Annotated in this window: 27 protein-coding genes; 18 read left to right on the top strand and 9 right to left on the bottom strand. The window is 64.7% G+C overall.

The features are described from left to right. Positions 1-19: 19 nt before the first annotated feature. A complete protein-coding gene (locus DMR_RS14800; RefSeq protein ID WP_015861749.1) occupies positions 20-910 on the bottom strand; it encodes a DMT family transporter in 891 nt (296 codons plus the stop codon). A 119-nt stretch (positions 911-1,029) separates the two neighbouring features. Between DMR_RS14800 and DMR_RS14795 the strand changes: the two genes are divergently transcribed. The 4 genes from DMR_RS14795 to DMR_RS23555 all read left to right on the top strand — a co-directional run bounded on the left by DMR_RS14795 (position 1,030) and on the right by DMR_RS23555 (position 4,173). Continuing rightward, positions 1,030-2,133 carry an FAD-dependent oxidoreductase gene (locus DMR_RS14795; RefSeq protein ID WP_015861748.1) on the top strand — a complete coding sequence of 368 codons (1,104 nt, stop codon included), beginning with the start codon at positions 1,030-1,032 and terminating at the stop codon, positions 2,131-2,133. Between the two features lie 89 nt (positions 2,134-2,222). Then, a complete protein-coding gene (locus tag DMR_RS14790; RefSeq protein WP_015861747.1) occupies positions 2,223-2,732 on the top strand; it encodes a 4Fe-4S dicluster domain-containing protein in 510 nt (169 codons plus the stop codon). A 120-nt stretch (positions 2,733-2,852) separates the two neighbouring features. Next, complete coding sequence (locus DMR_RS14785; RefSeq protein ID WP_043600787.1) at positions 2,853-3,467, top strand: tetratricopeptide repeat protein; 615 nt, start codon at positions 2,853-2,855, stop codon at positions 3,465-3,467. A gap of 58 nt (positions 3,468-3,525) precedes the next feature. Continuing rightward, entirely contained in the window at positions 3,526-4,173 is a 648-nt protein-coding gene (locus DMR_RS23555; protein WP_081429624.1) for a DUF4145 domain-containing protein, read from the top strand. Between the two features lie 118 nt (positions 4,174-4,291). Here the strand turns inward: DMR_RS23555 and DMR_RS14775 are convergent, their stop codons facing one another. From DMR_RS14775 to DMR_RS14760, 4 genes are all read right to left on the bottom strand, one after another. Beyond that, on the bottom strand, positions 4,292-5,032 hold the full coding sequence (locus tag DMR_RS14775) for an amino acid ABC transporter ATP-binding protein (RefSeq protein ID WP_015861745.1): 741 nt from the start codon (positions 5,030-5,032) through the stop codon (positions 4,292-4,294). Beyond that, a complete protein-coding gene (locus tag DMR_RS14770; protein WP_015861744.1) occupies positions 5,019-5,831 on the bottom strand; it encodes an amino acid ABC transporter permease in 813 nt (270 codons plus the stop codon). Before DMR_RS14770 ends, DMR_RS14775 begins: the two co-directional genes overlap by 14 nt. A gap of 74 nt (positions 5,832-5,905) precedes the next feature. Beyond that, positions 5,906-6,646: a basic amino acid ABC transporter substrate-binding protein gene (locus DMR_RS14765; protein ID WP_006921859.1), complete on the bottom strand. Its 741-nt coding sequence runs from the start codon at positions 6,644-6,646 to the stop codon at positions 5,906-5,908. Positions 6,647-6,783: 137 nt separating this feature from the next. Next, a complete protein-coding gene (locus tag DMR_RS14760) occupies positions 6,784-7,917 on the bottom strand; it encodes a pyridoxal phosphate-dependent aminotransferase (protein ID WP_015861743.1) in 1,134 nt (377 codons plus the stop codon). Between the two features lie 181 nt (positions 7,918-8,098). Between DMR_RS14760 and DMR_RS14755 the strand changes: the two genes are divergently transcribed. From DMR_RS14755 to DMR_RS14745, 3 genes are all read left to right on the top strand, one after another. Continuing rightward, on the top strand, positions 8,099-9,208 hold the full coding sequence (locus DMR_RS14755; RefSeq protein WP_043600785.1) for an AI-2E family transporter: 1,110 nt from the start codon (positions 8,099-8,101) through the stop codon (positions 9,206-9,208). After that, the gene (locus DMR_RS14750; protein WP_015861741.1) at positions 9,201-9,860 is read left to right on the top strand and encodes a tetratricopeptide repeat protein; all 660 of its coding nucleotides are present in this window, start codon (positions 9,201-9,203) and stop codon (positions 9,858-9,860) included. Before DMR_RS14755 ends, DMR_RS14750 begins: the two co-directional genes overlap by 8 nt. A gap of 452 nt (positions 9,861-10,312) precedes the next feature. After that, complete coding sequence (locus DMR_RS14745; RefSeq protein WP_043600783.1) at positions 10,313-11,737, top strand: DUF1254 domain-containing protein; 1,425 nt, start codon at positions 10,313-10,315, stop codon at positions 11,735-11,737. Positions 11,738-11,906: 169 nt separating this feature from the next. On the opposite strand, the gene DMR_RS23550 is transcribed toward DMR_RS14745, so the two are convergent. Both DMR_RS23550 and DMR_RS14735 read right to left on the bottom strand, forming a co-directional pair. After that, on the bottom strand, positions 11,907-12,071 hold the full coding sequence (locus DMR_RS23550) for a hypothetical protein (RefSeq protein ID WP_232502807.1): 165 nt from the start codon (positions 12,069-12,071) through the stop codon (positions 11,907-11,909). A gap of 109 nt (positions 12,072-12,180) precedes the next feature. Then, on the bottom strand, positions 12,181-12,615 hold the full coding sequence (locus DMR_RS14735) for a PilZ domain-containing protein (RefSeq protein ID WP_015861739.1): 435 nt from the start codon (positions 12,613-12,615) through the stop codon (positions 12,181-12,183). A 169-nt stretch (positions 12,616-12,784) separates the two neighbouring features. Between DMR_RS14735 and DMR_RS14730 the strand changes: the two genes are divergently transcribed. Then, positions 12,785-13,186 (top strand): hypothetical protein, encoded by a 402-nt coding sequence (locus DMR_RS14730; RefSeq protein ID WP_015861738.1) that lies wholly within the window; start codon positions 12,785-12,787, stop codon positions 13,184-13,186. Positions 13,187-13,314: 128 nt separating this feature from the next. On the opposite strand, the gene DMR_RS14725 is transcribed toward DMR_RS14730, so the two are convergent. Next, positions 13,315-14,829 (bottom strand): glycosyltransferase family protein, encoded by a 1,515-nt coding sequence (locus tag DMR_RS14725; RefSeq protein ID WP_043600779.1) that lies wholly within the window; start codon positions 14,827-14,829, stop codon positions 13,315-13,317. 55 nt (positions 14,830-14,884) lie between these two features. Between DMR_RS14725 and DMR_RS14720 the strand changes: the two genes are divergently transcribed. From DMR_RS14720 to DMR_RS14685, 8 genes are all read left to right on the top strand, one after another. After that, the gene (locus tag DMR_RS14720) at positions 14,885-15,526 is read left to right on the top strand and encodes an RlmE family RNA methyltransferase (RefSeq protein WP_043600777.1); all 642 of its coding nucleotides are present in this window, start codon (positions 14,885-14,887) and stop codon (positions 15,524-15,526) included. A 140-nt stretch (positions 15,527-15,666) separates the two neighbouring features. Beyond that, the gene (locus tag DMR_RS14715) at positions 15,667-16,401 is read left to right on the top strand and encodes a YebC/PmpR family DNA-binding transcriptional regulator (protein ID WP_015861735.1); all 735 of its coding nucleotides are present in this window, start codon (positions 15,667-15,669) and stop codon (positions 16,399-16,401) included. Positions 16,402-16,589: 188 nt separating this feature from the next. Continuing rightward, entirely contained in the window at positions 16,590-17,099 is a 510-nt protein-coding gene (ruvC, locus tag DMR_RS14710) for a crossover junction endodeoxyribonuclease RuvC (RefSeq protein ID WP_015861734.1), read from the top strand. Beyond that, a complete protein-coding gene (ruvA, locus tag DMR_RS14705) occupies positions 17,096-17,704 on the top strand; it encodes a Holliday junction branch migration protein RuvA (RefSeq protein ID WP_015861733.1) in 609 nt (202 codons plus the stop codon). The genes ruvC and ruvA overlap by 4 nt, the downstream gene beginning before the upstream one ends. Positions 17,705-17,706: 2 nt before the next feature. Beyond that, positions 17,707-18,708 (top strand): Holliday junction branch migration DNA helicase RuvB, encoded by a 1,002-nt coding sequence (gene ruvB, locus DMR_RS14700; protein WP_015861732.1) that lies wholly within the window; start codon positions 17,707-17,709, stop codon positions 18,706-18,708. Positions 18,709-18,996: 288 nt separating this feature from the next. Continuing rightward, a complete protein-coding gene (gene thyX, locus DMR_RS14695) occupies positions 18,997-19,743 on the top strand; it encodes an FAD-dependent thymidylate synthase (protein WP_015861731.1) in 747 nt (248 codons plus the stop codon). Between the two features lie 505 nt (positions 19,744-20,248). Then, positions 20,249-21,646, top strand: coding sequence for a chromosomal replication initiator protein DnaA (locus DMR_RS14690; protein WP_015861730.1), 1,398 nt, complete (start codon positions 20,249-20,251; stop codon positions 21,644-21,646). 594 nt (positions 21,647-22,240) lie between these two features. Beyond that, a complete protein-coding gene (locus DMR_RS14685; RefSeq protein ID WP_232502806.1) occupies positions 22,241-23,209 on the top strand; it encodes a hypothetical protein in 969 nt (322 codons plus the stop codon). A 240-nt stretch (positions 23,210-23,449) separates the two neighbouring features. Here the strand turns inward: DMR_RS14685 and DMR_RS14680 are convergent, their stop codons facing one another. Beyond that, a complete protein-coding gene (locus DMR_RS14680) occupies positions 23,450-24,874 on the bottom strand; it encodes a c-type heme family protein (protein WP_148208451.1) in 1,425 nt (474 codons plus the stop codon). Positions 24,875-24,996: 122 nt separating this feature from the next. On the opposite strand from DMR_RS14680, the gene thiM reads away from it, so the two are divergent. Together thiM and thiE are read left to right on the top strand one after the other, a co-directional pair. Continuing rightward, positions 24,997-25,797 (top strand): hydroxyethylthiazole kinase, encoded by an 801-nt coding sequence (gene thiM, locus DMR_RS14675; RefSeq protein WP_015861727.1) that lies wholly within the window; start codon positions 24,997-24,999, stop codon positions 25,795-25,797. Next, positions 25,794-26,429: a thiamine phosphate synthase gene (gene thiE / locus DMR_RS14670; protein WP_015861726.1), complete on the top strand. Its 636-nt coding sequence runs from the start codon at positions 25,794-25,796 to the stop codon at positions 26,427-26,429. The genes thiM and thiE overlap by 4 nt, the downstream gene beginning before the upstream one ends. Positions 26,430-26,522 lie beyond the last annotated feature (93 nt).

Here is a 26,522-nt window from a genome sequence, read left to right as displayed (position 1 = left end):
TGTGGGGAAGGCAAGGCCGTTATCGGTTGGCCAAAGCCGGATGTCTGTTGGTGAGCCATACCCCGGCCAGCACCAGTGCGCCACCCACGGCCAGGGCCGGGGACAGCGGCTCGTCCAAGAGCGCATGGCCAAGCACCACCGCCACCACCGGCACGAGGTTGATAAACACCCCGGCCTTGGTCGGGCCGATGGCCTTGACCCCTTCGTAATACCAGGAAAACCCGTAGCCCGTGGCCAGGATGCCAAAAAAGGCCACACAGCCCCAGGCCACCGGTCCGGCCACCGCCACGTCGCGCCACAGGCCCGAGGCCAACGCCGGCGGCAAGAGCATGGCCGCGCCCAGGATGCATGACCAGGCCACGGCGCTGTACGGGCCCACCCGCTCCATGGCTTTCTTGCCGGCCAGGGTGTAGGCGGCCCAGGCAGCCACACAGCCGAAAATGCACAAATCGCCCGTCGAAAGCCCCTTGGCCAAAAGCGACGCCGGATCGCCGCCGGAAACGATGCAGCCCACCCCGGCAAACGACGTGGCGATGCCGGCGATCTTGAGCTTCGTGAAACGCTCACGAAAAAGGACGCCCGAGAAAAGCGCCACCACCGATGGGATGCAAGCCACGATGAGCGCCGCCCGGCCGGCCGGCACGGTGCGAAGCCCGGCGAAAAACAGCGCGTTGTAGGCAAAGATGCCCGTGGCGGCCAAGGTCAGCAGCCAGGGCAGGTCGCGCCGGGCCAGCCTTGGGAACTTCCCCTCCATGCGGGCAGTCAGGAAATAGAGGAACACCGAGGCCAGGGCGAAACGCAAAAACGCCGCCGAAAACGGTCCCATGTAGGTGGCCAGCACCCGGCCGGCTACCCAGGTGCCGCCCCACAGCACGGCCGAACCGACGAGCTTGCAGTAGATTCGCGTCATGGCCAGGCTCCTTTCCCCTTCGGGGGGAGCTTGTTCGCATAATCACTTGCAAAAGTCATGCGTTACGGCGTTTACCCGGCCGATTTTCCGGGGTAGGCTGCCCCAAAACCGGAGCAGCCATGGAACCCATGAACTTCAATTTCCAGTGCGGCGACCCGCCGCCGCCAAGCGGCCTGTCCATCGGCATCGTCGGGGCCGGCCCGTCGGGCCTGGCCGCCGCCGGCTACCTGTCGTGCCTGGGACATGCCGTCGAGGTCTACGACAAGATGCCCAAACCCGGCGGGCTCATGCTTTTCGGCATCCCCGGCCACCGCATCCCGCGCCAGCGCATCGAGGCCGGCACTCTGCGCATGGCCCGTCAATACGGCGTGGTTTTTTACACCCATACCAAGATCTGCTGCAGCGCGCCGCTGTTCGAGGAAGAGGGCGACCACTTCTGCACCGAGGTCAAGGGCCTGGGTGAGATGATCACCAAGCACGAGGCCATCATGATCGCCACCGGCTCCTGGCGCTCGCGCAAGCTCGGCATCCCCGGCGAGGACCTGCCCGGGGTGTGCTCGGGCCTGGAGTTCCTCTTTCCCATCCGGGCCGCCCACTACTGCGCCCCCGGGGTCAAGGCCCCGGACGTGGCCGGCAAGAAGGTCGTGGTCATCGGGGCCGGCCACTCGGCCGTGGACGTGGCCCACGGAGCGGCCGCCCTGGGCGCGGCCTCGGTGGACATGCTCTACCGCCGTACCCGGGCCGAAGCCCCCTGTGGCCGGTTGGAGATCGAACGCCTGGAAGCCGCCGGCGTGGTCTGGCACGAAGGCTGCCTGCCCGAGGCCGTCCTGGGCGAAACCGCTGCCACGGGCATCGTCTGCAAGCAAGGCGGCCTGGAGCGCGGCTTCGAGGCCGATCTTGTCGTCGCCGCCATCGGCGAGGTGGCCACGCCGCCTTTCGCCAAGGAACTTGGTCTTGAATCCGTGCGCAAGGGCGAAGTGCGCTGGCTCAACATGACCGCCATCGAAAACGTGTTCGTGGCCGGCGATGCCCTCACCGGCCCAAGCAAGATCGGCAAGGCCATCTATTCCGGGCTGCGCGCCGCCCGCTCCCTGGCCCAGTGGCTCGACCTCAAGGCCCAGAACCGCCAGACCGAATTCACTGGCGACGAACTCATCAGCCGCGAAGCCGAACGCTTCCCCGGCGGCGATTTCCGCGACGCACCCAGGGTAAGGGGAAGATAATTAAAGACGAAGATGCCTCCGGCGGCCGGGGGCCTGAGGCCCCCGGACCCCCCATATGGGAAAGGGGGACGATTGCAGCGGGAGTGACAATGGAAGAACAGAAGACGTTGTATATTGATTACGGCAAGTGCATCGGCTGCGAGACGTGCGAATACGTCTGCCGCTTCGTCCACGACATGCCGCGCATCCACATGATCCGCACGACCACCGGCTTCATGGCCCCGCTGTATTGCCGGCACTGCGCCGAACCCAACTGCGCCAAGGTCTGCAAGCGCGGAGCCATCGTGCGCGACCGCGACGGGGCCATGGTGCTGGACCCCATGCTCTGCCGGGGCTGCCAGTCGCGCCAGTGCATGCTGGCCTGCCCCTATATGGCGATTTTCGAGACCGACAAGGGTGTGACCGTGGTCAAGTGCGACCTGTGCGCCGCCCGCCGCCAGCGCGGCCTGGAGCCGGCCTGCGCCGCCATGTGCCCCTGCGGAGCCATCGAATACGTGGACCGGGCCACGGCCGAAACGCTGCCCGACGAGGCAGCCAGGGCGGCCGAGCAAAGGGTGCTCGACTTTGTCAAACCCCCGAAAAACAAGCCCGACGAGTGAGTTGCCTCATAAAAAAAGCTTGACCCGGCGCGCCAGGACGCGGCACCTCTTCGGTCAAAATCGACATGACCGACAATCCGGCCGGTGATCACACGGACCCCGGCCGACAAGGAGCACGCCATGACCACCGCCGACACGGACCTGTCCCCGGAGGCCGCCAAGGCCGAGGCCCTGCACCAGAGCGCCCTGGAAGCCCTGTCCCGCAAGGAAATCGAGACCGCCCGGGAAGGCTTCGCCAAGGCCCTGGAACAGTTCGAGGTCCTTGGCGACGACATCGGCGTGGCCATGACCAGCCACAACCTGGGCCTGACCTGCCAGGAAGCCGGCGAACTCGACGAAGCCCGGGCCTGGCTGGAAAAATCCCTGGCCATCAGCGAACGCGAGGACCTCGACGGCGGCATGACCGTCACCTGCCACCAGCTCGGCGTGGTGGCCCAGCTGGCCGAGGACAACGACACGGCCATGGAATGGTACATCCGCGCCCTGGCCCTGGAAGAAAAGAGCGGCAACGTGGCCGGCGAAGCCAAGACCAGCCACCAGCTCGGCATCGTCAGCCACCTGCGCGGCGACCTGGAAGCGGCCAAGGCCTGGTACGCCCGTTCCATCGACTGCTTCGCCAAGGTCGGCGACGAGCACAGCGTGGCCAATACCCAAAAGCTCCTCGACTTCGTCACCGACTACCAGCGCCAGGGCAGCCACGAAGGGCACGCCGGACCGTGCGGCCGGCCGCAGTAGGGGGGAGGCGTTTTGGGTTCTCTTTGCTGCCTGTAATTTGTAAAGTTTGGAGTATGTCATGTCGCATACAGTGGCCCTTGTTTGTCCTCATTGTTGCACAAAAAATGTAGCTTTTCAGCTTGTCTCTAGTGTTATTCTTTCAAAAAATTCTCAGGATAATCGAGTATACTACTTGTCTTTTTTCCAATGCGCGTATTGTAAAGAAGGTGTTCTTATTAGGTTTAGTAATGTAATAAGTGCGCCACCTCCAGAGAACGTAACCGACATAGGCCGTTATAAGGTGGAGAGAATTTATCCAGAGATAAGCCAAGTAAAGGCCCCGAAGTATGTCTCTGAGAATATTAAGCGGTTTTTTGTTCAGGGAGTCGATAATTTGAAAAGGAGTAATTATGATGCAGCAGGAATGATGTTTAGAAAAGTTCTTGATGTTTCGTTGAAAGAACAAAGTGAAGACGGCAGCGGGACTTTATATCAAAGAATTAAGCGTCTAGCTGATGGGAATAAATTGACACCATCAATGGCAGAATGGGCACACCAGATTAGGATCGATGGCAATGAGGCTGCTCACGATGAAGCTCCGCTCTCTCGTGAAGTTGCTGAATCACTTCGGGATTTCACAGAACTTATGTTAATGTATTTGTATACACTGCCTGGAATGTTGGAGGAGAGAAGGGCTGCGCATGGTGTTGCTATAGTGAGTTCTTGATGAGTTGCCTCCATCGTCGCGCTAGTCTTCTAAATCTAAGGATAGCTGATACATGCCACAAAAAAAGCCGCCCGGCGTCTGCCTGGGCGGCTTTTTCGCGTCCGGCGGGCGCGGTAAGCTACAAAATCTGCTCCAGGAACTTCTGGGTGCGCGGGTGCTGCGGATTATTGTAGAACTGCTCGGGCGTGGCGATCTCCAGAATCTGGCCGCCGTCCATGAAGACGATGCGGTCGGCCACTTCCCGGGCGAAACCCATTTCGTGGGTCACGCAGACCATGGTCATGCCTTCCCGGGCCAGCTTCACCATGACGTCGAGCACCTCGCCGATCATCTCCGGGTCCAGGGCCGAGGTCGGCTCGTCAAAGAGCATGATCTTCGGGCTCATGGCCAGCGCCCGGGCGATGGCCACGCGCTGCTGCTGGCCGCCCGAGAGCTTGGCCGGGTAGACGTCGGCCTTCTCCAGGATGCCGACCTTTTCCAGCAGCCGGCTGGCCATGGCGTCGGCGTCGGCTTTGTCCATGCCCTTGAGCTTGATGGGAGCCAGCGTGATGTTTTCCAGAACCGTCTTGTGCGGGAAGAGGTTGAAGCTCTGGAACACCATGCCCACTTCCATGCGCACCTTGTTGATGTCCACGGACTTGTCGTCGAGATCAAAGCCGTCCACCACGATCTTGCCCGAGCTGATGTCTTCCAGGCGGTTGATGGTGCGCAGCAAGGTGGATTTGCCTGAGCCGCTGGGGCCGATGATGACGACCTTTTCGCCGGGGGCCACGTCCAGGCTCACGTGGGACAGCGCGGCCACGTCGTCGAAGTACTTGCTGACGTCCGATATGCGGATGATGGGGCTATCGTTTGACATGGTGCGACAGACGCTCCTCCATGAAACTCACCAGTTTGGAGAGAATCAAGGTGATGATCAGGTAGACCACGGCCACCATGGTGAACGTCTCGAAATACAGAAACGATTCCGAGGCGAACTCGCGGCCCCGGCGCAGCAGGTCGGCCACGCCCAGGATGGAGACCAGGGAGGTGTCCTTTAACAGCGCGATGAATTCGTTGCCGACCGGCGGCAAAATGGTGCGCCAGGCCTGGGGCAGGATCACGTAGTACATGGTCTGGGACCGGGTGAAGCCAAGCGACCGGGCGGCCTCGGTCTGGCCCACGGCGATGGCCGTGATGCCGGCCCGGAACACCTCGCCCATGTAGGCCCCGTAGCATACGCTCATGGAGATGACCGCGGCCAGGAGGTCCGGCACGTGCACCACACGCCCAAGGGCGTAGTAGATGTAGAAAAGCTGCACCAGAAGCGGCACCCCGCGCACCACCTCGACATAGGTGGAGGCCACGAGGTTGATGTACTTGTTGCGCGAGATGCGCCCCAAGCCGGTGATGAGTCCGATGACCAGGGCCAGGGCGATGGCGCTGACGGTGACCTGGAAGGTGACCAGGATGCCGTCCGGGATGAACTTGAAAATCCGCAAATACGGATCGGGCTTGAAATAGAGCAGGCAGCCCAGCGTGATGAGCGCGCCGATAAACGACAGCCACCAAGCCGAGACCAGCCCTTTGTCGGATGGTTTGGGGATGGCGGCCCCGTCGCCGACGTCAATGACGATGGGCTGGGTTTCTTCGACGACGCACTTGCCTTGGTGTTTCATGCGGCACTTCCACGCGGCGCGTCCGCCGGCCCCGCGTGGGCGGCCGGCGGACGGAGACGGTTAACCGGTCGGGCCTAGTCGGCCGTGCCGAGCCATTTCTTGAGGATTTCCTTGTCCAGACCCTTGGCGGTGACGGCGGCCAGACCCTTGTTGATGAGCTCCAGGGTCTCCTTGTTGCCCTTCTGCACGGCCACGCCGTACAGTTCGTCGTCGGCCGGGATGATGCAGGCGATCTTCAGCGCGTCCTTGTAGTTGTCCTTTTTCAGGGCATACAGCTTGGCGACCGGATCATCGCAGACCACGCCGTCGATGCGGCCGTTGTACAGGTCTTCGAAGGCCAGGCCGACTTCGTCGTAGGACTTATCCTTCACGCCTTCGGTCTTTTTGACGGCAAAGTGGCCGGTGGTGCTGATCTGGGCGCCCAGGGTCTTGCCCTTGAGGTCCTCAATGCACTTGGCGGCGGACTTCTTGGGGATGACCAGGGCCTGGCGCACCTTCATGTACGGGGTGGAGAAGTCCATGGTGTTCTTGCGCTCATCGGTGATGGTGACCGAGGAGCAGATGGCGTCGTACTTGCCGGCGGCCAGACCGGCGAAGATGCCGTCCCAGGCCACGGCCTTGAATTCCGGGGTGAATCCGGCTTCCTTGCCGGCGGCTTCCATAAGATCGACGGCAAGGCCGGTGATCTTCTTGTCGGCGTTCACGAACTCCATGGGCGGCCAGGTGGCGTCGGTGGCGAAAACGATGGTTTTGGCCAGGGTCGGGGAGGCCGTCATGGCGACAAGCGCGAGGGTCAGGACGAGTTTTTTGACCATGGAAAACTCCTGTGGCTGCGGTTAATAGGAAAAAGGGAACGTACCCTTAACGCCGGGAAAGTTTGTCACGCTCTTGTGGCCGAATCTTCAACAAAATTCAAGACTCGGCCGCTCGAAAACCGGGAGCTTGGCCCCTGTCAGGAACCCTGGGCGGGGTTCCAATTTTGGCAAAACCCGGCCAGGCGTTCGCAATTTTGCCGGAAATCGACCCGGCCAAAACCGATGCGAAAATGTTTGGCCCAGGCGTCGCCGTAGAGGCTGCCGGGCAGGAGCAGCACGCCGGTCGCTTCGAGCAGCGCCTGGCAGAAGGCGTCGGTCGATCCCTGGCGCAGGGCCGGGAAAGCGGTCAGGCCGCCGCGCGGGGGCGTGAAATCGAACAGATCGGCCCGGGACGTGAAGAACTCCGTGAGGGCGCGCCGATTCGGCTCCAGGATGCCGGCCATGCGGGCAAGGAGCTTGCCCCCGGCGGCCAGGGCGCAGGTCGCCAGGTATTCCGACGGGGCCGAACCGCAGATGGACAGGTAGTCCTTGACCGAGGCCATGCGGGCAAGCAGTTCCCGGTCGCGGCAGGCTGCCCAACCCACCCGAAGCCCGGCCAAGCCGTAGGATTTGGACAGCACCCCCAGCGACACCGCCCGGGGATCAAGGTCGCAGGCGGCGGGCAGGGGAGCGACCCCCTCGGCTTCGGAGCAGCGGTAGACCTCGTCGGAAAAAACACGCACCCCGCGCGCGGCCGCCGCCGCCAGGATGGCCGCGAAATCCTCGGGCGCGGGCATATAGCCCGTCGGATTGTGGGGGAAATTGACCACCAAGGCCTTGACCGTCGGCTCGGCCAGCAGGGCCTGCAGTTCGCCCAGGTCCGGGGCGAAACCCCGGGCCGGGTCCAGCCGCCAGGGCAGGACGCGCGCGCCAAGGCTTTGGGCCACGTCGGAAAGCGACTGGTAGCGGGGATCGACCACCACCACCGTGTCGCCGGGGGTAAGGGTGGCGGCCATGAAGGTGAAGATGGCCTCTTCGGCCCCGACGTGGACCAGCACGTCGTCGGGTTGCGTGGACTCGTAGAGGTCGGCCACGGCCTGGCGCAGGGCTGGCGCGCCCTTGGATTCGGTGTAGCCCAGGTGAACCCGGGACAGTCCGTCGGCCGCGCCGGGCACGAGGTCGAGAAGCTCCCCAACGGACAGCGACTCGCCGTCGGAGCAGCACAAAAGATGCGGGGCGGTGAACTCGTGGCGGGCGAAAAAACGCTCCAGGCGAAAGGGAGGGAGTTGCACGGCGTTGCGGTCCTTTTGCAGTGAGGATAGGGTCCCTGGGAAAAAAGGGACAAGGGGTCATACGCAGGATCGGAGCGACCGGCAAGATGCTTGGGGCGTCCGTGGCGTCACGCCTTTGCCGTGCCGCCGCCGCCCGCCCGCGATTGTCGCCGGCTTCCGATTGTGCTACCGGGACGAACCTATGGCATTCGACATTGCCCAGCTCCTGCGCACCAACAAGACCCTGGCCATTTGGGCGGCCTTTTTCGGTCTGGTGTGGCTGACGAGTTACTACGGCCTTTTCGGGCTGGTTTTCACCACCTACATCCTGTGCTTCCTGTTCAGCGGCCCCATCGAGCAGCTGGCCGCCAGGACGCGCTGGCCAAGATCGCTTTGGACCACGGCGATCTATCTCATCTTTCTGGCCGTGGTGCTGACCATCATCAGTTCGGTGGTGCCCAAGATCGGGACCGAATCCGCCGCTTTCCTCAAAAAGCTCCCCGACACCCTGGAGACCCTGCGCAAGCACCTCGACCAATGGGCCTGGCTGGCCCCGGACATGGCCGCGCCCATCTCCAAGGTCAAAGATTACCTGGCCCTGGAAGCCCTGGTCGGGGTCAAGGCCGAAACGCTTTTCGCCCTGGCCGTCAATTCGCTCAATCAGGTCACCACCTACGTCTCGACCTTTCTGCTGGGTACGCTTTTCAGCTTCCTCATCATGCTCGACTTCCCCAAGCTGCGGGCCAAGACCATCTCGCTTCGCGATTCGCGGCTGCGCGACATCTACGACGTCACGGCCCGCAGCGTGGTGCGCTTTGCCATCGTGGTGGGCATGGGCTTTCGGGCCCAGATGATGATCGCCGGGGTCAACACGGTGCTGACCGCCCTGGGCATGTATCTGCTCGGCATCCAGCCGGTGGGGCTGCTCTCCACGGTGGTCTTTTTCTGCGGCCTCATACCGGTCCTCGGAACGTTTATCTCCTCGGCCCCCATCGTGCTCGTGGCCGTCAATACCGTGGGCCCCAGCCACGCCCTGTGGGCCATCGTCATGATCATCGTGGTCCACACCATCGAGACCTATATTTTAAATCCCCGCATTGTGGCCGCCATGTTCAAGATCAGCCCCTTGGTCACGCTGATCATTCTCTATGTGGGTCATAAGCTTTTTGGCTTGTGGGGCATGGTGCTTGGCGTGCCGGTGTCGGTGTTTATTTTCCGCTATGTCATCCTCGGGCAGGACCTGGAAACCGGCAAGGCCGCGCCGTGTCCGCCGTGTTCCACGGAGGCGGTCAAGGAGGGCGGGCGTGGCTGATCGTTGCCGCAGGCTGGCGTTGGTGCTTGGCTGCCTTGTCGGGGTGGCCTTGGGACAGGCCGCCATGGCCCGGGCCGGACTGGAGGAAGGGCGCGCCGCCTGGCGCGACGGCGACCATACCCGGGCTTTCGAGGAGTTTTTGCCCCTGGCCACAGCCGGCGACGTGACCCTGCAAAACCAGATCGCGGCCATGTACTACATGGGCCAGGGCGTGGCCCAGGATTACGCCAAGGCGGCGGAGTGGTTCCGCAAGGCGGCCTCCGCCGGCAGCCCCGAGGCCCAGTACTGTCTGGGCAAGCTCTATTACTACGGCCAGGGCGTGCCCCAGAATTTCGAGGAAGCGGTCAAACAGCTCACCGAGGCGGCCCAGGGCGGCAAGGGCGGGGCGCAATATCTGCTGGCCACCTTGCAGCTTTACGGCAAGGGCGTGGAGGCCAATCCGGTTAAGGCCTACTTCTGGACGCTCTTGGCCGTGGCCGCGCCGGACACGCCGGCCGAGGACAAGAGCGCGGCCCAGGCCCTGCGGGACCAGATCGGGGCCACCCTGAGCAAGCGCCAGATCGATTCCATGCAGGCCATGGTCAACGCCTGGACGCCGCGTAAGACGCCGCCCGCGCCCGCGCCGGCCGCCGCCCCGCGCCGGGGCGGCTGAAAACGGCCGCCTGAATCAACGCCGCCGCCCGCCCCGGGCGGCGGCTTACGCCAGACGATCCCATCCGCCGCCGGCTTCGCCCCGGGCGGGCGCCGCCAACGCCGGACGAGGGCTTCGGGGTTTTTATTCCCTTGGCCCGTCTGAGCCCTGCCCGCAGCGCACCTGCCTTTTGACAGCGCTCCGCATCGCCATCTTCCCTGCGTTTCCAGACAAACGCTTTCGGTTTCCGGCAAGACCGTTCGGGCCGTCCCGGACATGTTCCGGCCCGGCTTGGCCGCCTTGTCGCCGGCGACCGTCCCTGGCGTCATCCCGGACCGTGGCGCGGGGGCAGCAATCTCGCAAAGTTCTGGAAGTCGGAGACGGCTCCGTGCTATGTGGATGATGGTCAAAAGGCATATCCGGCGGATAGCGCCGTCTTTTCGAGTCATTCCAACCGCAAGGAGCGTAACAACATGAAGTGCCGACTGTTTAAACGGATGCTGCCCCTGTGGGCCGTGTTGTCCCTCCTGGCCGCAACATCCGTCCAGGCCAAGGAAAATGTCATCGAGGCTCTGCCTCTTGCCGTCGAAGCGTATGTCTACGGCTATCCGCTGGTCACCATGGAAATGACGAAGCGCGTGCTCACCAATGTGGCCAAACCGGAGGCCATGGCTGCGCCCATGGGCCAGTTCCTGCGGCTGCGGGCCTATCCCGCCGTGGAAGACCGGCAGGTGACGGCCCCCAACGCCGACACCCTCTACACCACCACCTGGCTCGACGTTTCCAAGGAGCCCTGGGTGATCAGCCTGCCGGAGGCCAGCGGCCGGTACTATCTCTTCCCCATGCTTGACGCCTGGACCAACGTCTTTGCCTCGCCGGGCAAGCGCACCACCGGAACGGGGCCGCAGCAGTATGCCATTACCGGGCCGGGCTGGAAGGGCAAACTTCCGGCCGGAGTGAAAGAGTACAAGTCGCCGACGGCCCTGGTCTGGGTGCTTGGCCGCATCTATTGCACCGGAACGCCCGAGGATTACGACCTCGTGCATAAGATGCAGGACGCCATTACGGCGGTGCCGCTTGGTTCCTACGGCAAGCCCTACACGCCGCCGCCGGTCACGGTCGATCCCGCCATCGACATGCGCACCCCGGTCCGGGAGCAGGTCAACGCCTTAAGCGCCGTGGACTACTTCAATCTGCTGGCCAAGCTTCTCAAGGACAATCCGCCCGCGCCGGCCGACAAGGCCATGGTCGCCAAATTGGCCAAGCTCGGCATCGAACCGGGCAAGCCGTTTGACGCCGCCAAGCTCGGTCCCCTGGCCAAGAACGCCCTGGCCATCGTGCCGACGGTGGCCCAGGAGCGCATCAAGCTGTGGATGAAGGAAGGCATTTTGACCGGTGAAAACCGCTTTGAAAACGGCTGGCTGATCCTGGGCAAGTGCGGTTCGTACGGCACGGACTACGTCCAGCGGGCCATGGTCACCTATTACGGCCTGGGGGCCAACCTGTCCCAGGACGCCGTGTATCCGACGTCGGAAGGCCCGAGCCTGGTTGGAACCTATTCCGGAGAAAAAAAGTACGTCATGCGTTTTCCCAAGGGCCAACTGCCGCCGGTGGACGGCTTCTGGTCGCTGACGATGTATGACAAGGATTATTTTTTCGTCAAAAATCCCATCAACCGGCAGAGCATCAGCGCTCGCGACAACCTCAAGGCCAATGCGGACGGTTCGGTCGATCTGTATATCCAAAACGAGAATCCCGGCCCGGACAAGGAGTCGAACTGGCTGCCCGCGCCCAAGGACACCTTCGTGCTCATGCTGCGGATGTACTGGCCCAAGGAAAAAACGCCGTCGATCTTGAACAACACCTGGAAGGTCCCCGAGGTCAAGGCCATTAACTAAGCCTTGTCCCGGAATGCAAAGGGGCCTCTCCAGATGGAGAGGCCCCTTTTGCAGACATTTTGCCTATGCGTAGGCTCGCTGTTGTCCCCCTGGCTGATGGGCCAGAGGCAACGGTCTCTTAAATCCCCCGGCCGCCGGAGGCATCTTTTCTTTGTTTCCCTCTCCATACTTATTTACACGGCGCGTCCGCGCCGCTTTCGGCCAGGGCCTGGGCCAGCAGCCGGTCGGCCAGTTCCTGGATGGTGTGGCGGGCCGGATCGAGGCCGATGGAGACGGCCAGTTCGAGGATCTTGTCGCCGGTCTTTGCCGCGTGCCGAATCTTTTCGTAGTCCATCGCTAACCGCGCCGCGCCTGGGTTGAGGGAAGGCCGGAGGATTCCGGTCTGATCCAGCATACGCCCTTGGTGGGGCGGAGGCAACGGCCGAAGGGTGGGCGGGGCGGGCCTAATTCTTGACGATGCGCCGGATGTCACCGGACGAGATGGCCAGGGGGCGGGTGAAGAGCAGGCCGAATTCCTGGCCCTTGATCCAGCGCACGACGCTGGGGATGTATTGGGCCAGTTCGCCGAAGGGCTGGAGCTGCGGATTAAAGGCCACGGTCTGGTCCACGGCAAGTGCGACGGGCATGTCTTCGTCCAGGCAAAGCCGCGCGCCGTCGCGACTTAAGTCGCGGATGAGCACGTCGGCGCAGCTCGTGGCGGTTTGCAGCCGTCCCCGGTGGAGCAGGGCGGTTTCTTCGATGCGCACGCGCTTGGCGGCGCGCCGGTCGCCGCAGTCGCGGCAGCGCCAGTAGGAGCTGTCGGCGTCGGCCAGGGGCGTGAATTCCTGCCAGGTCGAATGGCCGCAGCGGGGGCAGTTTCGGTATTCGAGGAGCGCCATGGTCGGGCCTTGGGTACGTCTGGCCGTTTACGGGACAAGCAATTGCCTGAAAATGGTTATCATGCCATCGTTGGCGGCACAAGCATCGCCCCTGGCCGCCCGCGTCTTGACGGCCCGGATGCAAGGCTTATCCATGGAAGGTCGGCCCCGTGCCGGCAAAGGAGCGCCTATGGCAGGCCTACTGGCCAGGCTCATGGAAATGGCCGGCAAACGCGTCGACCTCGTGGTCACCGAGGTCGACGACATTGATAGCTGGGGTTTTTTGCTGTTTCGCGACGGCCGCTACCACATTTACGTCAACCGCTCGATTCGGGATTTTCGCAAGACCATGATCCTGGTCGATGAGTTGGGGCACTACGCCCTGCGGCGGCGCATCGCCAAGCGCGAGCGCCTGCCCGGCGGGGCCGAGAATCTGGTCGAGCGCATCCGCCAGGACAAGGCCTGCGACGCCTGGGCGGCCAAATTCAGCAAACGGCTGCTCTATTTCGTGCGCCGGGGGCTGCACGGCGGCACCTCGCGCCGGCCCCGGCAGGGGCGCTACGATCCATCCTGGCGGCTGCCGGTCAAATAAGCGGGATACGCCTTGGGTCGGGAACCGCCCCTGGACGGAGAAGGCGTGTTGCGTTCGCGATTTAGGGGACATGGCTTCACGGGAGGAGAACGCGGGTGAAGGCGGACGCCGGTAGTGGCGTCAGGCTGTCAGAAGTCGTCTGACAACCGTGCAAACAGGGCGGCCAGCCGGTGTTCGTAGCGATGGCCGGCGGCGATGGCCTCCCGCCAGGACGCGGCCAGATCGGCCCGGCGTTGGGGCTGGGCCAGCAGGTTGGCGGCAAGCTTTCCGGCCTGCCCCGGTGCAGCGTAGCTTACGGGCGCGGTCAGAGCGGCCGGGAACAGGTCCAGGCCCGGGGTCGCGTCGGTGACAAGACAGCCGCCAGCCGCCCAGACGTCGAAATGGCGCTGGGTGAGCCCCCGGGGAAGCAGCAGGCTGGTGGCGTTGAGCGTCACCCCGCCCCCGGCGTAGAGGCCCGGCAGCGTGCCGTAGTAATCTACCGGCGGGAACAGGGACACGCCTTCGGGCAAAAGCTCGCGCCAGCCTTCGTCGCCGTAAACGACCAGCGGCATAGCCTCGGCCACGGCGGCAAGCGCCCCGGCCCGCAGGGCCAGGGAGGCTGTCTCGGCCCCCAGCCCGGCGGCGCGGCCGGCCTTGCCGGGCCAAAGCGCGCCCAAGCCGAGTTTTTCCGCCCACCAGAAGTAGTCCGGCCGGCCGCCGGCCGCGACCATGGCCCGGGCCGTGTCCGTCAGCCCGTCCGGCAGCCGGCAGCCGGCGAAAAAAGCATCGCGCCCGGCAAAGGCGCTGCGCCCGACAAAGACCGCCCCGTCGGCCAGCTCCGGCGTCGGCGCGGCCGCGAAGAAATGGGCGCTTGCCCCAAGCGGCAGATGCAGGGTCCGGGCGGCCCCAAGACGGCGCAACGGTTCGATAAAGCTGTCGTCGGTGACGGCCAGCAGCGCCCGCTTCCAGAAGCCGCCGCGAAACCGGCCCAGTACATGGAACGGGTTGTCCACGAACCAGATGGCCAGGGGCACGCCGGCCTCGGCCAAAAGGGCGGCGGAAATTCCCTCGTCATCCAGGCCGGCCCCGTTTATGGAGAGCAGAGCGGACGGCGTCTGCCGGGAGAGCAGGGCGGCCAGGGCGGCCGGGCAGGCTTCGGGGGCGATGTCGAGGGCCGGTCGGCCAAGCACCGTCAGCGCCCGGGCGATTTCCGGCTCAAGCAGGCCCTTGGCCGGGCGCGGCAGGATGACCCCGGGGCTGCGCGCGGCCCGGTCCGGCCCGGGGAGCAGAGCCAGTTGGAGGCGGGCCAGGACCGGCCCCCAAAATGACGGGAAGAGCCGGCTGTTTTGACGATAGAAAATCACGCGGGCGGCCCGGACGCGCCCGGGCGTCAGATCGCCTGGGGTCAGGCGTTTCCAGCCGGCCGGCAGGCGCGCAAGCCAATCCGGCCCCATGGCCGCCTCGAAGGCCGGGCATTCGAGCCAGTCGGCCGGCTGCCCGCCGGCCAGGGCCACGGCGACGCCCGGATCGGGTCCCAGGCCCAAAAAAAGCGGCCGCCCGCCCGCTGCCAGGGCCTCAAAGGCGGCTTCCCCGGCGGCCAGTGTGCGGCGTGCGCCGGTCTCGTCGATGACCACGGCGCGGTTTGGGCGGTCCATGTGGGCCATGGCGGCGTCTTTTCCTTGAAAGCTTGTCCGGTAAACGGTATCCGGGTTGCCCGTCATGAAAACGTACCGCGACCACTATTTCAACAAGGCCAAGCAGGATAACTATCCGGCGCGCTCCGTCTATAAACTCGAGGAGATCGAAAAACAATCGCGCCTGCTTACCCCCGGCGCGGCCGTCCTCGATCTTGGAGCCTGCCCCGGCTCCTGGTCCCTCTACGCCGCCAAGCGGGTGGGGCCGTCCGGCCGGGTGCTCGCCGTCGACCTCAACCCCGCCGCCACGGCCTTTCCGGGCAACGTCACCTACCTTATCGGCGACATGCTCGAACCCGGGCCGGACATCGCCGAGGCCTTCGAGCGCTTCGGCCCCTTTGACGTCGTTCTAAGCGACATGGCCCCCAAGACCATCGGCCACAAGTTCACCGACCAGGCCAGATCGTTGGAGCTGTGCGAGGCGGCCCTGTCCGTGGCTGTCACGCGGCTTAAGCCCGGCGGCGCGTTCGTGGTCAAGATTTTTCAGGGGCCGGATTCGCCGGCCTTCCAGAAGGGGCTGCGCCAGTATTTTTCCGCCGTGCGGGTGGCCAAGCCCAAAAGCTCCCGGGCCGAGAGCAAGGAAATCTTCTTCGTGGCCACGGGCTTCACTGCCCCCGTGGGCCAGCCCGACGATCCCGCCCCCTCGCCCTTGCCGCCAAACGACTAGCCGCGACGCTTCATTTAATAGGCGCGACCAAGGGGCCAACCCTCGCCCCTTGCGGCGGCAGCGGGCCGGGACCACCCGGACCGTCGACATGACCCAGCAAACTACACGGGTAACCCCCGAGACTTTTTCCAGGAGGAACCATGGCCGGACATAGCAAATGGCATAACATCCAGGCCCGCAAGTCGGTGCAGGACGCCAAGAAGAGCAAGTTTTTCACCAAGGTGACCAAGGAACTCATGCTGGCCGCCCGGGCTGGCGGGGCCGACACGGCGCTCAACCAGCGCCTCAAATCCGCCATCGCCGCCGCCAAGGCCGTCAACCTGCCCAAGGACAAGATCGATCAGGCCATCAAGAAAGGCACTGGCGAGCTTGCCGGCGAAAACCTGGAAGAAGTCCTCTACGAAGGCTACGGCCCGGGCGGCGTCGCCATCCTGGTCGAAGCGGCCACCGACAACCGCAACCGTACCGTGGCCGAAGTGCGCCACCTGCTGTCCAAGGGCGGCGGAGCCATGGGCGAATCCGGCTGCGTGTCCTGGATGTTCTCCCAAAAGGGCGTCTTCTCCTTCCCCAAGACCTTCACCGAGGACCAGCTCATGGAAGTGGGCCTGGAACACGGGGCCGAGGAAATCATGGATGAAGGCGAGGTCTGGGAAGTGCATTGCGCCCCGGCCGACTTCGAACCCCTGCGCGCCGCCTTCGAAGCCGCCGGCATGGTCTCCGAGGACGCCGAAGTGGCCATGGTGCCGGCCAACATGGTGGCCCTGGACCTGGAAGCCGGTCAGAAGCTGCTCAAACTTATCGACATGCTCGAAGACAACGAAGACGTCCAGAAAGTCCACTCCAACGCCGATCTGCCCGACGAGATGTTTGGGTAAGAGAAGAGCGAAGAGGCCTCCGGCGGCCGGGGGCCTGAGGCCCCCGGACCCCCCGATTGGGAAAAAGGGTAAAGGGTGCTGGCGGTACTGTGACGGAGATTGTTCAGGAACCGGGAGGGTTAGCCTCCCGGTTCCTGTTTGAGGCCCTGGGGGCTTTCTTCTCTTTGGCGAAAACGGTAGACCACGGCATGGCAAACACCGGCGACGGCATCATCCTGGGACTCGATCCCGGCTCGCGGGCCACGGGCTATGGCCTGGTGCGCGAACGCTCGGGCGTGCTCGAACTCGTGGATGCCGGCGTGGTGCGAACGACCAGCCAGCCCGATTTCCCCAGCCGCCTGGGCGTCATCTTTACCGCCGTGGCCGAACTCATCCAACGCCACGGCCCGGCCGAGGTCTCGGTGGAAAACGTCTTTGTCTCCAAAAACGCCGCCACGGCCCTCAAGCTCGGCCAGGCCCGGGGCGCGGCCCTGGCCGCCTGCGCCGTGGCCGGCCTTAGCGTCCATTCCTACGAACCGACCGTAATCAAGCAAAGCCTGGTGGGCACGGGACGGGCCGAGAAGTCCCAGGTGGCCTTCATGGTGGCGCGGGTGCTGGCATGTCGGGAAACTTTCGCCGTGGACGCCACCGACGCCCTGGCTGCGGCCGTGTGCCACCTCAATCAACGGCGGCTAACCCGCCTGTGCGGGGCCAGATGATCGGCTATCTCGAAGGCCGGGTCGTGGCCCGGCGCGACCGGTTTGCCATCGTGCTCACCCCGGGCGGCGTGGGCTACGAACTGGAACTGCCCACCCCGGTGGCCGCCGCGTTGCCGGCCCCGGGCGGCCAGGTTTCGCTTTTTGTCCATACCGTGGTGCGCGAGGACGCCCTGGAACTCTTCGGCTTCGCCAGCCTCGACGACCGCGAGACCTTCCGTACGCTCATCGGCATCTCCAAGCTCGGCCCGCGCACGGCCCTGGCCATCCTGTCGCATTTCACCGCCGACGATCTGCTGCGGGTGGTGGCCTCCGGCGACGCCGAGGCCCTGGTGCGGGTGCCGGGTATCGGCAAGAAAAGCGCCCAGCGCATCTTTATCGAGCTTTCCTACAAGCTCGAAGGCCGCGCCCCGGCGGCCGGGCTGGCCCCGTCGGTTCCGATCCCCGGCGGCGTGGCCGGCGACGTCGTGGCCGGGCTGACCAACCTCGGCTATCCCGAACCCGAGGCCCGGCAGGTCGCGGCCGAGGTCCTGGAGGCCGAACCCGACCTTGACGTGGCCGCCGCCCTGCGCCAGGCCCTCAAACGGCTGGCCTCGGCCAAGAAGTGAGCATGGACGACAAGGATTTCTGTCCGCCAGAAGGGCTCATCCCGGCCGCGCCCTCGCCCGACGACACCATCCGGCCGTCGCGGCTGGCCGATTTCATCGGCCAGGATGACCTGCGCGCCAACCTCAAGGTCTTTTTGCGCGCCGCCCTGGAGCAGGGCCGCACCCTGGACCACAGCCTGCTCTACGGCCCGCCGGGCCTGGGCAAAACCACGCTGGCCCAGATCATGGCCTCGGAACTGGGCGTCAATCTGGTCCAGACCACCGGGCCGGTGCTGGAGCGCTGCGGCGACCTGGCCGCCATCGTCACCAACCTGCGCCGGGGCGACATCCTGTTTATTGATGAAATCCACCGGATGCCGGCGGCGGTGGAGGAAATCCTCTACCCGGCCATGGAGGATTTCAAGCTCGACCTCATCATCGGCCAGGGGCCGGGGGCGCGCACCGTGCGCATCGACCTCGAACCCTTCACCCTGGTCGGGGCCACCACCCGGCTTGGGCTTCTCACCTCGCCGCTGCGCGACCGCTTCGGCGTCATTTTTCGCCTGGAATTCTACGGCCCCGACGAGCTGGCCCGCATCGTCACCCGGGCGGCCGGGATTTTAGGCATCGCCATCACCCCGGACGGAGCCCTGGCCATCGGCCAGCGCTCGCGGGGCACGCCGCGCATCGCCGGCCGGCTGCTGCGCCGGGTGCGCGATTTCGCGGTGGTGGCCGGAGCGCAAACCCTGGACGGCGAACTGGCCGCCAAGGCCCTGGCTCGCCTGGACGTCGATCCCCACGGCCTGGACATGATGGACCGCAAGATCTTGGAGACCCTCATCCACCATTATGAAGGCGGGCCGGTGGGGGTCAAAACCCTGGCTGTGGCCCTAAGCGAAGAGGTGCGCACCCTGGAGGAGATCTACGAGCCGTATCTCATCCAGTGCGGGCTTATAAAGCGCACCCCGCGCGGCCGGGTGGCCACGGCCAAGGCCTATGCCCATATCAAGGGGAAATTGGGCTAGTGTCGCGTCTCATAAAAAATACCATAGTATTTTTAAAATATTAATGGTTTAGACTGTTGTCTTCGAAAAGCTCTGTGTGGTTTTCGTGGACGCGACACGAGCGCCGGGCCGTCGGCCAACGCAGGAAGCGAAGCAGGCAATGGTCTTTCACGCGACGACATTGATGGGACCACTATCCCGCCAAGGCCAGCCCCGATGCGGGATTCCAAAGGGCGGCAGCCCTTTGGCCGCCGGAGGCTTTTTTTCTGACGAATCTCTAGCACGACGAATCTCTACCAAGGACGCAACATGCCGCCGACTCGGCTTGCCGTGACGTTACTGGCCCATACCCCCGACGCGTTGGCCCTCATTTATGCCGCTTTTCGGCAGTGCTACCATGCCGGCGACGTGGCCGATCTGTGGCCGCGCCTGCTGTCCGGCGACATCGCCCCGGACAAGCAGGCCGCTTTTGTGGCACGGATACTGGAGTCCGGCCACGAATCGCCCATCGAGCACGTGTCGTTCACCTTTGCGATTTCCGGCGTGTCCCGGGCGCTGTCCCATCAGCTCGTGCGCCACCGCATCGCCAGCTATTCCCAGCAGTCCCAGCGTTACGTGGACGCCCTGGGCTTTGATTACGTGCTGCCGCCCCAGATCGCGGCCATTCCCGAGGCCAGGGCGCGGTACGAATCGGCCATGGAGCAGGCCGGGACGGCGTATGCCGAGCTGCAGGAGATCCTGGCCCGCCACGGGCGCGGGGACAAGGCCAACGAGGACGCCCGGTTCATGTTGCCCAACGCCTGCGAGACCAAGGTGGTCGTGACCATGAACTGCCGCTCGCTGTTGCATTTCTTCGAGCTGCGTTGCTGCACCCGGGCCCAGTGGGAGATCCGGGCCATGGCCCTGGCCATGCTGGACCAGTGTCGGCAGGCCCTGCCCGTGATCTTTGCCGGGGCCGGGGCGCGCTGCGAGCGGCTTGGCTACTGTCCCGAGGCCGAGCGCTTCACCTGCGGCCGCTATCCCAGACTCGGGCAAATCGGTCCCCATTCCGCCTAATTCCCGAAATCCGGCTTTCTTTGTCTGATTTTCAAGCCCGCCACGCCAGTGGCGGGCTTTTTCGTTGTGGCGTCCGAAGAGCCGGGAAATGCGGGATAAAGTTTTTTTATGAATGAAATTGTGTGGTTGTTCGTGTCGTGTGCATGTTGCCGAAACCTGTTGACGGCCGGCAAAGGTAAGGGCCGAGCGGGTTTTGGCGGTGGTCAACCAAAAAGTGGCCTGTTGGAAGACGAAATATTTTGACTTCAAGTGACATGGATTGAGATAATGACGAGAATACCTGTGGAAAACGCTTTCACAGGTGTGCATAATATGGCCCGCTGCCGGGAAACCCTTGCGCCATGCGGCTTGAGGGCCTGCCACGAAAGCCCACGTTTCACGGGGGTTGGCGAGAAATGAACCAGTTTCCAGGTGGTTGCGCTGTAGAGAACCAAAGAGACGCCCCCCGGAATCCGGAGCCTAATCGTCCTTTGCCCGGCCACGGAGCGGCCGTAGTGTGCGCGCCATGGAAACGATTTGGTCACAAACCAAACAACTGCTCGAAAAGACCCTGAGCCCCGGACTGTTCAACCTCTGGATCAAGCCCCTCGCGGCCCGGGCCCGTGATGGTGCGCTGGAACTTGTCGCTCCCAACGCCTTTGTGGCCACCTGGGTGCGCGAACGACTGACCGATTCCATTGCCGAGGCCGCCGCCGTGGCCATGGGCGCGCGTCCCCAGGTGTTTGTGGTCGAAGCCTCCAGGGCCGCCGCCCCGGTCGCCGCCTCGGCTGGGCTGGCCCCGGCCGCCTCCGGCCGCCCCCGTCGCCAGCCAGGACAACGCCCGGCCGGCCCTCGGCCCGTGGCCGCACCCCTGACCCTGCCCGTGGCCCCCAGCGCCCCGCCGGCTTTGGCCGACCGGTTCCGCTTCAGCTACGACGAGTTCGTGGTCGGCCCGTCCAATGAGATGGCTTACGCCGCAAGCAAGGGCATCTGCGATCTGTCCTTGTCGGCGGAGCAGCTGTTCATCAGCTCGGCTCCGGGCCTGGGCAAGACCCACCTCATCCAGGCCATGGGCCGTCGCATCCTCGGCGGCCAGCCCGGACGTCAGCCCCGGGTCGCCTATCTGTCGGCCGAGGAGTTCGCCAACCGGCTGGTCATGGCCATCAAGACCAAGCAGGTGGAGCAGTTCAAGGCCGCCTTCCGGGAAAACGTCGACGTCCTTTTGCTGGAGGATGTTCATTTCTTCCGCGACAAGCCGCGCATCCAGGACGAGCTGCTCAATACCCTAAAAGCCCTCAACGCCCGGGGCTGCCGTCTGGTCTTTACGAGCTCCTTTTTGCCCAAGGAGCTTTCGGGCTTGGACAGCCAGCTCCTGTCGCGCATCAACTCGGGCTTTTTGGCCGTCATCGACAAGCCCGACCTGGACATGCGCCGCCGCATCCTGGCCCGCAAGGCCGCCGTGCATCAGGTGCTGTTGCCCGAGGAAGTGTCCACGCTTCTGGCCGACAAGCTGCCCTCGGATGTGCGCCAACTGGAGAGCTGCCTGCAGAACCTCGTGCTCAAGGCCAAGCTCCTCAATTGCCGCATTTCCGTGGACCTGGCCTGGGATGTGCTGCGCCACTACGACGTGGCCCAGGCCCCGGTCAGCCTGGACGACATCGTGGGCTACGTCTGCGACGTCTACCGCCTTTCGCCCGACCAGCTCAAGTCCAAGTCGCGCAAGCGCCAGTACGTCCTGGCCCGCAACACGGCCTTCCTGCTGGCCCGGCAGCACACCGACCTGTCGCTGGCCGACATCGGCGTGCAGTTCAATCGCCGCCATTCCACGGTGGTCAAGGGCATCACCGCCCTGGAGCGGCATCTGTCGCTCAAAACCCCGCTTGGGCGCGAGCTGGAGCGCACCATCGAGCAGATGCGGGGATGAGGAGCATCAAGATTTCCCAGCCAGGCCCCCATCACGGGCAGTCCTGCCGCAAACTCCGGCGACCGGGATACCCGGTTACGCCCCGTGGAGCCGGCAGGCAGTCTCACACACGGTTACCACTCGCCAGCTAGGGGGAGGCCGCCATTGGCCGGGCGGGCGTCGGACGCAAGTTCGACGCCCGTCTTTTTTTGTCGGGCCGCCGCCTTTTTCCCCTGCGGGGGGCGGTGGCGATTCAGGCAAGTTATTCGTCAGAATAATGTTGAAGTATTAATCAGTTGGCGGTTGGTTGTAGCCTGATTATCGGTACAGCTGCCTGTGTCGACTCTATCTGGTTTGAAACGAGTTGGATTTAGTTTAAGCACGAGTAGCACTTTCCCCAAACTTTCCCCTTGACCTCCCCGGCCAGAAATGGCGATTTTATGAAATATTGCAAAGGTACCTCGTCGCCATCGATCCGAAGACAGGCGTTATCGTTGCGAATTGCTACGGCTCGTATGTAAACCCGGACATGCCCGTGAACAGGGAAAGTGCTCCACAAGCGCTCGTCGAAATCATCAACATGAAGCGGACCGCAGTTGCGTATAAGGAGACGTTGTGACGATCCTCGTCGACGAGTTCTTGAGCGTCTACGACAAGACCGGTCCCGGCAAGAGCAATTCCAAACCAGGAACCTGCCAGAAGTGTTCAGGTTCGGCGCGCGTCCCCATTGGTAGTTTCGCTCTCCGCTTATCCACACTAACGAGAGGAGCCATCATGAAGCGTATGCAGATCGTATTGACGACCCTCTTCACCGCTGCCACGCTGGTCGCTGCGGTGGCCTGCCACTCCACGGCACAAGCACAAGCCAAACTGGAAGCCCAACCGGTGGTCAAGCTGACCGATCCCTGCCCGATCAAGGCTGAGAACTGGCGCGGCAGGGCTTTCTACGAGATTCTGTTCATGTTCCGCCAGCCCGACGGCGGCGGGATCGGCAACTACTTTAACTCTCTCAGCAACGACCTTCCCGCGCCCAACGAGGAGATGGACGCCCGCTTCCGCGCTCTGCGTGCGGAGACCTTGATGAAGGAGTACGGGAGCAACGGTGTCTTTTTCAATGGCCCGCGCCGTTTGGTGGCGAACACCGTAAGCGGGATGTCCTGGGATGGCTGCAAGCAGAGAGTGATCGCCGGGATTCCCTTGAAACTGGACGGCATTTTTGAAGTTCCGAATTTGGAAAAGTTCGCTTCCGGAAAGATGCCGACCTACGAGCCGATGGTCTCCAAACGTACCAGCAGCTTTGTTTTCCATGCGGGTGAAACGGTGTATGAACTGATCACGCCCGAGGGCGCCGTATACACCATGTTCAGTCTGTCGCTGAAGATCGATCCAAAAAACACCATCGAAAACCTGCCCACCCTGGGCAAGCGCCTGACCTTGCCTAAGGGATGGCAGTTCAGATCACGCAAGTTGGACAAGGAGTTGAATCTGACGGCCGCCGCCGACTCCAACCCACCCAATACCGTCGTTCTCGACCAGTTTGAGGGCAACTACCAGTACAACGCCGGCGCCAGCGCCAAAAAGTAGCCTGTGTGCCGCCCGGCGAAGGCAGTGGCCTGCGGCCTTCGCCGGCGGCGCCGACCGTTCCGGTGAAGGAGCCTGAATCGACCGTTGGTCGTGACAAAAGCTGATCCGAGATACCTTCGTCGGCAGGAGCAGGAAAACCAGCGGCTTGGGCCGCTAAAGCTGGTCACGTAATAGCCCAGGCCAGACATTGGGTCCCCCCCCCCCGGCCGCCGGAGGCATGCCTTTCTCCCCGCTTTCCCCCTACACCAGCCGAAACGGCGCGGTGATGGTAAACGTGGAGCCCAGGCCGGGGGTGCTGCGGCAGGCGAGGCTGGCCCCGAGGAGTTCGGCGTGTTTGCGGGCGATGGTCAGGCCGGCCCCGAGACCGGGCTTGCACCGGGTGAGCACGTTTTCGGCCTGATAAAACGGCTCGAATACGGCATCCAGGCGATCGTCCTCGATGCCGTGGCCGGTGTCGGCCACGGCCACGCTCAGCCGGCAGGAACCGTCGGCGGCGGCTGCCGCCGAGACCGCTACCTTGATCCCGCCCGTGGCCGTGAATTTGACGGCATTGTCGGTCAGGATGGTCACGATGCGGCCAAGGCGTTCGCCGTCGCCAAGCAGTTCCCGGGGCAAATCGGCCGCCGTGAGCAGCTCGAAAGCCAACCCCTTGTCGCGGGCCGCCTGGGCCAGGGGGGCCACGGCCTCCTCCACCGTCTTGACCGGGGCGAAGCGGGTCATGTGCAACATGCCTTGGCCGTTTTCCAGGCCGGCCAGTTCCAGCAGCTCCTGGACTTGGGCGTTCATGGCCAAGGCGGCGGCCCGGGCGTCGCCCGTCAGGGAACGCTGTTCCTCGTTCAGACGGGTGGAACCCAGGATCTCCAACATGCCCAGGACGCCGTTTAAGGGCGTGCGCAGTTCGTGGCTGAGGATGGACAGGAAGGTGGTCTTGGCCTGGTTGGCTGCTTCGGCCTTGGCCTTGCCGGCCAGGATGGTGGCCGTGCCGACGCCGGTGCAGGTCGCGCCCACCAGCCAGATGAGGGTGTAAAGCCCGGCCGTGCCGCCGACGGCGGCGGACTGGGCGGCCAGGAAATGCCCGGCCGGCAATGTGACGCTGATGCCGCCGCGCACCTCGCCGACGGCGTAGCCTTGCTTGGCGTGGCAGGGCAGGCAGCTCTCGGTCACGAAAAGCGGGGCCATGTAGCGAAAGACCGGGCCGGCCGGGGTTGCCCCGATGTTGTGGGCCTCGGTGTCGCCGCTTTCAAAATCGGCCAAGGCTCGGGCTTCCCAGCTGGTGGGGCTGTTTTCCGGGCGCAGGGGATTGAGGCTGGTGAGATGCAGGCCAAGGCCGTCGCGTTGGGCCGCTGCTTCGGCAATCTGGCGGGTCATGAAGGCCGGGTTGACCCGGGTCAGCGTCAGGCCGTCGAGGGTGGTCACGGTGCGCCGCTCGTCGGGGAGATAGGGATTGGGCTGGCTGTTCGGGGTCACCGGCACGTAGACGCCGCCGTGCTGGGCGTTCCATTCCCGGGTGAGCACGATCTGCTGGAAAATGCCCCGGGCCGCCTGCAGCATCATGGCTTCGGCGCTTTGCCTATCCGACAGGTATTGGATGGTGAACAGCAGTCCAAGCAGGAGCGTCCAAGCCAGGACGGCCAGGGCGGGGATGCGTACTTCACGTCGGACCATAATCCGATATAGCTGATCAACAATTGCCGTCAACTCCCCCGGCCGTCGTTGCCAAGGGGGCCGCCTCGGGCTATCCCCAAGCCAGTCGATTGTTGCCAACTCCAACCCCTCGGGACATCGCCATGCCGTTCGCCGCAGCCGTCTTCGCCGATCTCGCCCGCATCCGTCAAAACGCGCCGCTGGTCGTCAATATCACCAACAACGTGGTCACCAATGCCACGGCCAACGCCCTGCTGGCCCTGGGAGCTTCGCCGGCCATGACCCACCATCCGGCCGACGCCGCCGAACTGGCCGCCCTGGCCGGGGCGCTGGTGTGCAACATGGGCACCCCGGGCGGCGAGAATATTGAGGCCATGCTGGCTGCGGGCGGGGCCGCCAATGCCGGCGGCGTGCCCGTGGTCTTTGATCCCGTGGCCGCCGGCGTCACCTCCCGGCGACGCGAGGTGGCCGGGCGGATGCTGGAAACCGTGCGGCTGGCCGCCGTCCGGGGCAATGCCTCGGAAATCCTCGCCCTGGCCGGCGAGGCCGCCCTTTCCAAGGGCGCCGACAGCCAGCACGCCAGCCGCGAGGCCGCGCCGGCCGCCGTGGCCCTGGCCCGGTCCCTGGGCTGCACGGTGTGCGTCAGCGGCGAGGTGGATGTGGTGACCGACGGCGAGCGCGTGGTGGAGCTGGCCGGGGGCCATGCCATGATGACCCGGGTCACGGGCCTTGGCTGCACGGCCACGGCCTTTGTGGGCGCGTTTTTGGCCGTCAATCCCGACTATTTCGCCGCTACCTGCCACGCCATGGCCGTCATGGCCGCCGCCGGCCGCCTCGCCGCAGCCGGCGTGGCCGGTCCGGGCAGCCTGGCCGTGCGTTTCCTGGATGTGGTCTACAGCCTCACCGAGGCCGAAATCGCGGCCGGGGCGCGGGTGAGCGCATGAAACCGAACTTCGATCCAACCCTCTATCTCGTCACGGACCGGGGATGCCTTGCCGGTCGCGACCTGCTCGACGTCGTGGGCCGGGCCGTGGCCGGCGGGGCGAAGCTCGTGCAGCTGCGCGAGAAAAACGCCTGCACCCGGGAGTTCGTGGAGCTGGCCCGGGCGCTGGTAGGCCTTGTGCGCCCCCTTGGAGCCAGGCTCGTCATCAACGACCGGGTGGACGTGGCCCTGGCCTGCGACGCCGACGGCGTCCACGTGGGCCAAGACGACATGCGCCCGGCCGACGTGCGCGCGCTCATCGGCCCGGACCGCCTGCTGGGGCTTTCCGTCACCGGCGAGGACGAGGCCCGGGCCGCCCGTGGAGAGCCGGTCGATTACCTCGGGGCCGGGCCGGTTTTCGCCACGGCCACCAAAAAAGACGCCGGCGCGCCCCAGGGGATTGAGGGCTTGATCCGCATGATTGCCCTGGCCGAGGTGCCGGTGGTGGCCATTGGCGCGGTGACGGCGGCCAACGCGGCCGCGGTCATGGCCGCCGGCGCGGCCGGACTGGCCATGGTGTCAGCCATCTGCGCCGCCCCGGACCCCGAAGCCGCCGCCCGAGAGCTGCGGGTAATTGCTGAACAGGGGCGATAACGGGGGGCGAGGGGAGATTGAAGAATGCCTCCGGCGGCTGGGGGCCTGAGGCCCCCAGACCCCCCGCATGGGGCAACAAAAAAGCCCGGCGCA

The organism is Solidesulfovibrio magneticus RS-1 (assembly GCF_000010665.1).
GTDB classification, from domain to species: domain Bacteria; phylum Desulfobacterota; class Desulfovibrionia; order Desulfovibrionales; family Desulfovibrionaceae; genus Solidesulfovibrio; species Solidesulfovibrio magneticus.
This window is presented reverse-complemented; position numbering and strand designations above follow the sequence as displayed.

What these genes read in the sequence shown, in the direction of transcription:
- DMR_RS14745 (WP_043600783.1), top strand. Translation starts at nt 10,313, where the DNA reads ATGAAGTGCCGACTGTTTAAACGGATGCTGCCCCTGTGGGCCGTGTTG.
- ruvB (WP_015861732.1), top strand. Translation starts at nt 17,707, where the DNA reads ATGGACGACAAGGATTTCTGTCCGCCAGAAGGGCTCATCCCGGCCGCG.
- thiM (WP_015861727.1), top strand. Translation starts at nt 24,997, where the DNA reads ATGCCGTTCGCCGCAGCCGTCTTCGCCGATCTCGCCCGCATCCGTCAA.
- DMR_RS14755 (WP_043600785.1), top strand. Translation starts at nt 8,099, where the DNA reads ATGGCATTCGACATTGCCCAGCTCCTGCGCACCAACAAGACCCTGGCC.
- DMR_RS14800 (WP_015861749.1), bottom strand. Translation starts at nt 910, where the DNA reads ATGACGCGAATCTACTGCAAGCTCGTCGGTTCGGCCGTGCTGTGGGGC.
- DMR_RS23555 (WP_081429624.1), top strand. Translation starts at nt 3,526, where the DNA reads ATGTCGCATACAGTGGCCCTTGTTTGTCCTCATTGTTGCACAAAAAAT.
- DMR_RS14770 (WP_015861744.1), bottom strand. Translation starts at nt 5,831, where the DNA reads ATGAAACACCAAGGCAAGTGCGTCGTCGAAGAAACCCAGCCCATCGTC.
- DMR_RS14715 (WP_015861735.1), top strand. Translation starts at nt 15,667, where the DNA reads ATGGCCGGACATAGCAAATGGCATAACATCCAGGCCCGCAAGTCGGTG.
- DMR_RS14720 (WP_043600777.1), top strand. Translation starts at nt 14,885, where the DNA reads ATGAAAACGTACCGCGACCACTATTTCAACAAGGCCAAGCAGGATAAC.
- DMR_RS14730 (WP_015861738.1), top strand. Translation starts at nt 12,785, where the DNA reads ATGGCAGGCCTACTGGCCAGGCTCATGGAAATGGCCGGCAAACGCGTC.
- ruvC (WP_015861734.1), top strand. Translation starts at nt 16,590, where the DNA reads ATGGCAAACACCGGCGACGGCATCATCCTGGGACTCGATCCCGGCTCG.
- DMR_RS14775 (WP_015861745.1), bottom strand. Translation starts at nt 5,032, where the DNA reads ATGTCAAACGATAGCCCCATCATCCGCATATCGGACGTCAGCAAGTAC.
- DMR_RS14795 (WP_015861748.1), top strand. Translation starts at nt 1,030, where the DNA reads ATGGAACCCATGAACTTCAATTTCCAGTGCGGCGACCCGCCGCCGCCA.
- thyX (WP_015861731.1), top strand. Translation starts at nt 18,997, where the DNA reads ATGCCGCCGACTCGGCTTGCCGTGACGTTACTGGCCCATACCCCCGAC.
- thiE (WP_015861726.1), top strand. Translation starts at nt 25,794, where the DNA reads ATGAAACCGAACTTCGATCCAACCCTCTATCTCGTCACGGACCGGGGA.
- DMR_RS14765 (WP_006921859.1), bottom strand. Translation starts at nt 6,646, where the DNA reads ATGGTCAAAAAACTCGTCCTGACCCTCGCGCTTGTCGCCATGACGGCC.
- ruvA (WP_015861733.1), top strand. Translation starts at nt 17,096, where the DNA reads ATGATCGGCTATCTCGAAGGCCGGGTCGTGGCCCGGCGCGACCGGTTT.
- DMR_RS14785 (WP_043600787.1), top strand. Translation starts at nt 2,853, where the DNA reads ATGACCACCGCCGACACGGACCTGTCCCCGGAGGCCGCCAAGGCCGAG.
- DMR_RS14790 (WP_015861747.1), top strand. Translation starts at nt 2,223, where the DNA reads ATGGAAGAACAGAAGACGTTGTATATTGATTACGGCAAGTGCATCGGC.
- DMR_RS23550 (WP_232502807.1), bottom strand. Translation starts at nt 12,071, where the DNA reads ATGGACTACGAAAAGATTCGGCACGCGGCAAAGACCGGCGACAAGATC.
- DMR_RS14680 (WP_148208451.1), bottom strand. Translation starts at nt 24,874, where the DNA reads ATGGTCCGACGTGAAGTACGCATCCCCGCCCTGGCCGTCCTGGCTTGG.
- DMR_RS14735 (WP_015861739.1), bottom strand. Translation starts at nt 12,615, where the DNA reads ATGGCGCTCCTCGAATACCGAAACTGCCCCCGCTGCGGCCATTCGACC.
- DMR_RS14690 (WP_015861730.1), top strand. Translation starts at nt 20,249, where the DNA reads ATGGAAACGATTTGGTCACAAACCAAACAACTGCTCGAAAAGACCCTG.
- DMR_RS14725 (WP_043600779.1), bottom strand. Translation starts at nt 14,829, where the DNA reads ATGGCCCACATGGACCGCCCAAACCGCGCCGTGGTCATCGACGAGACC.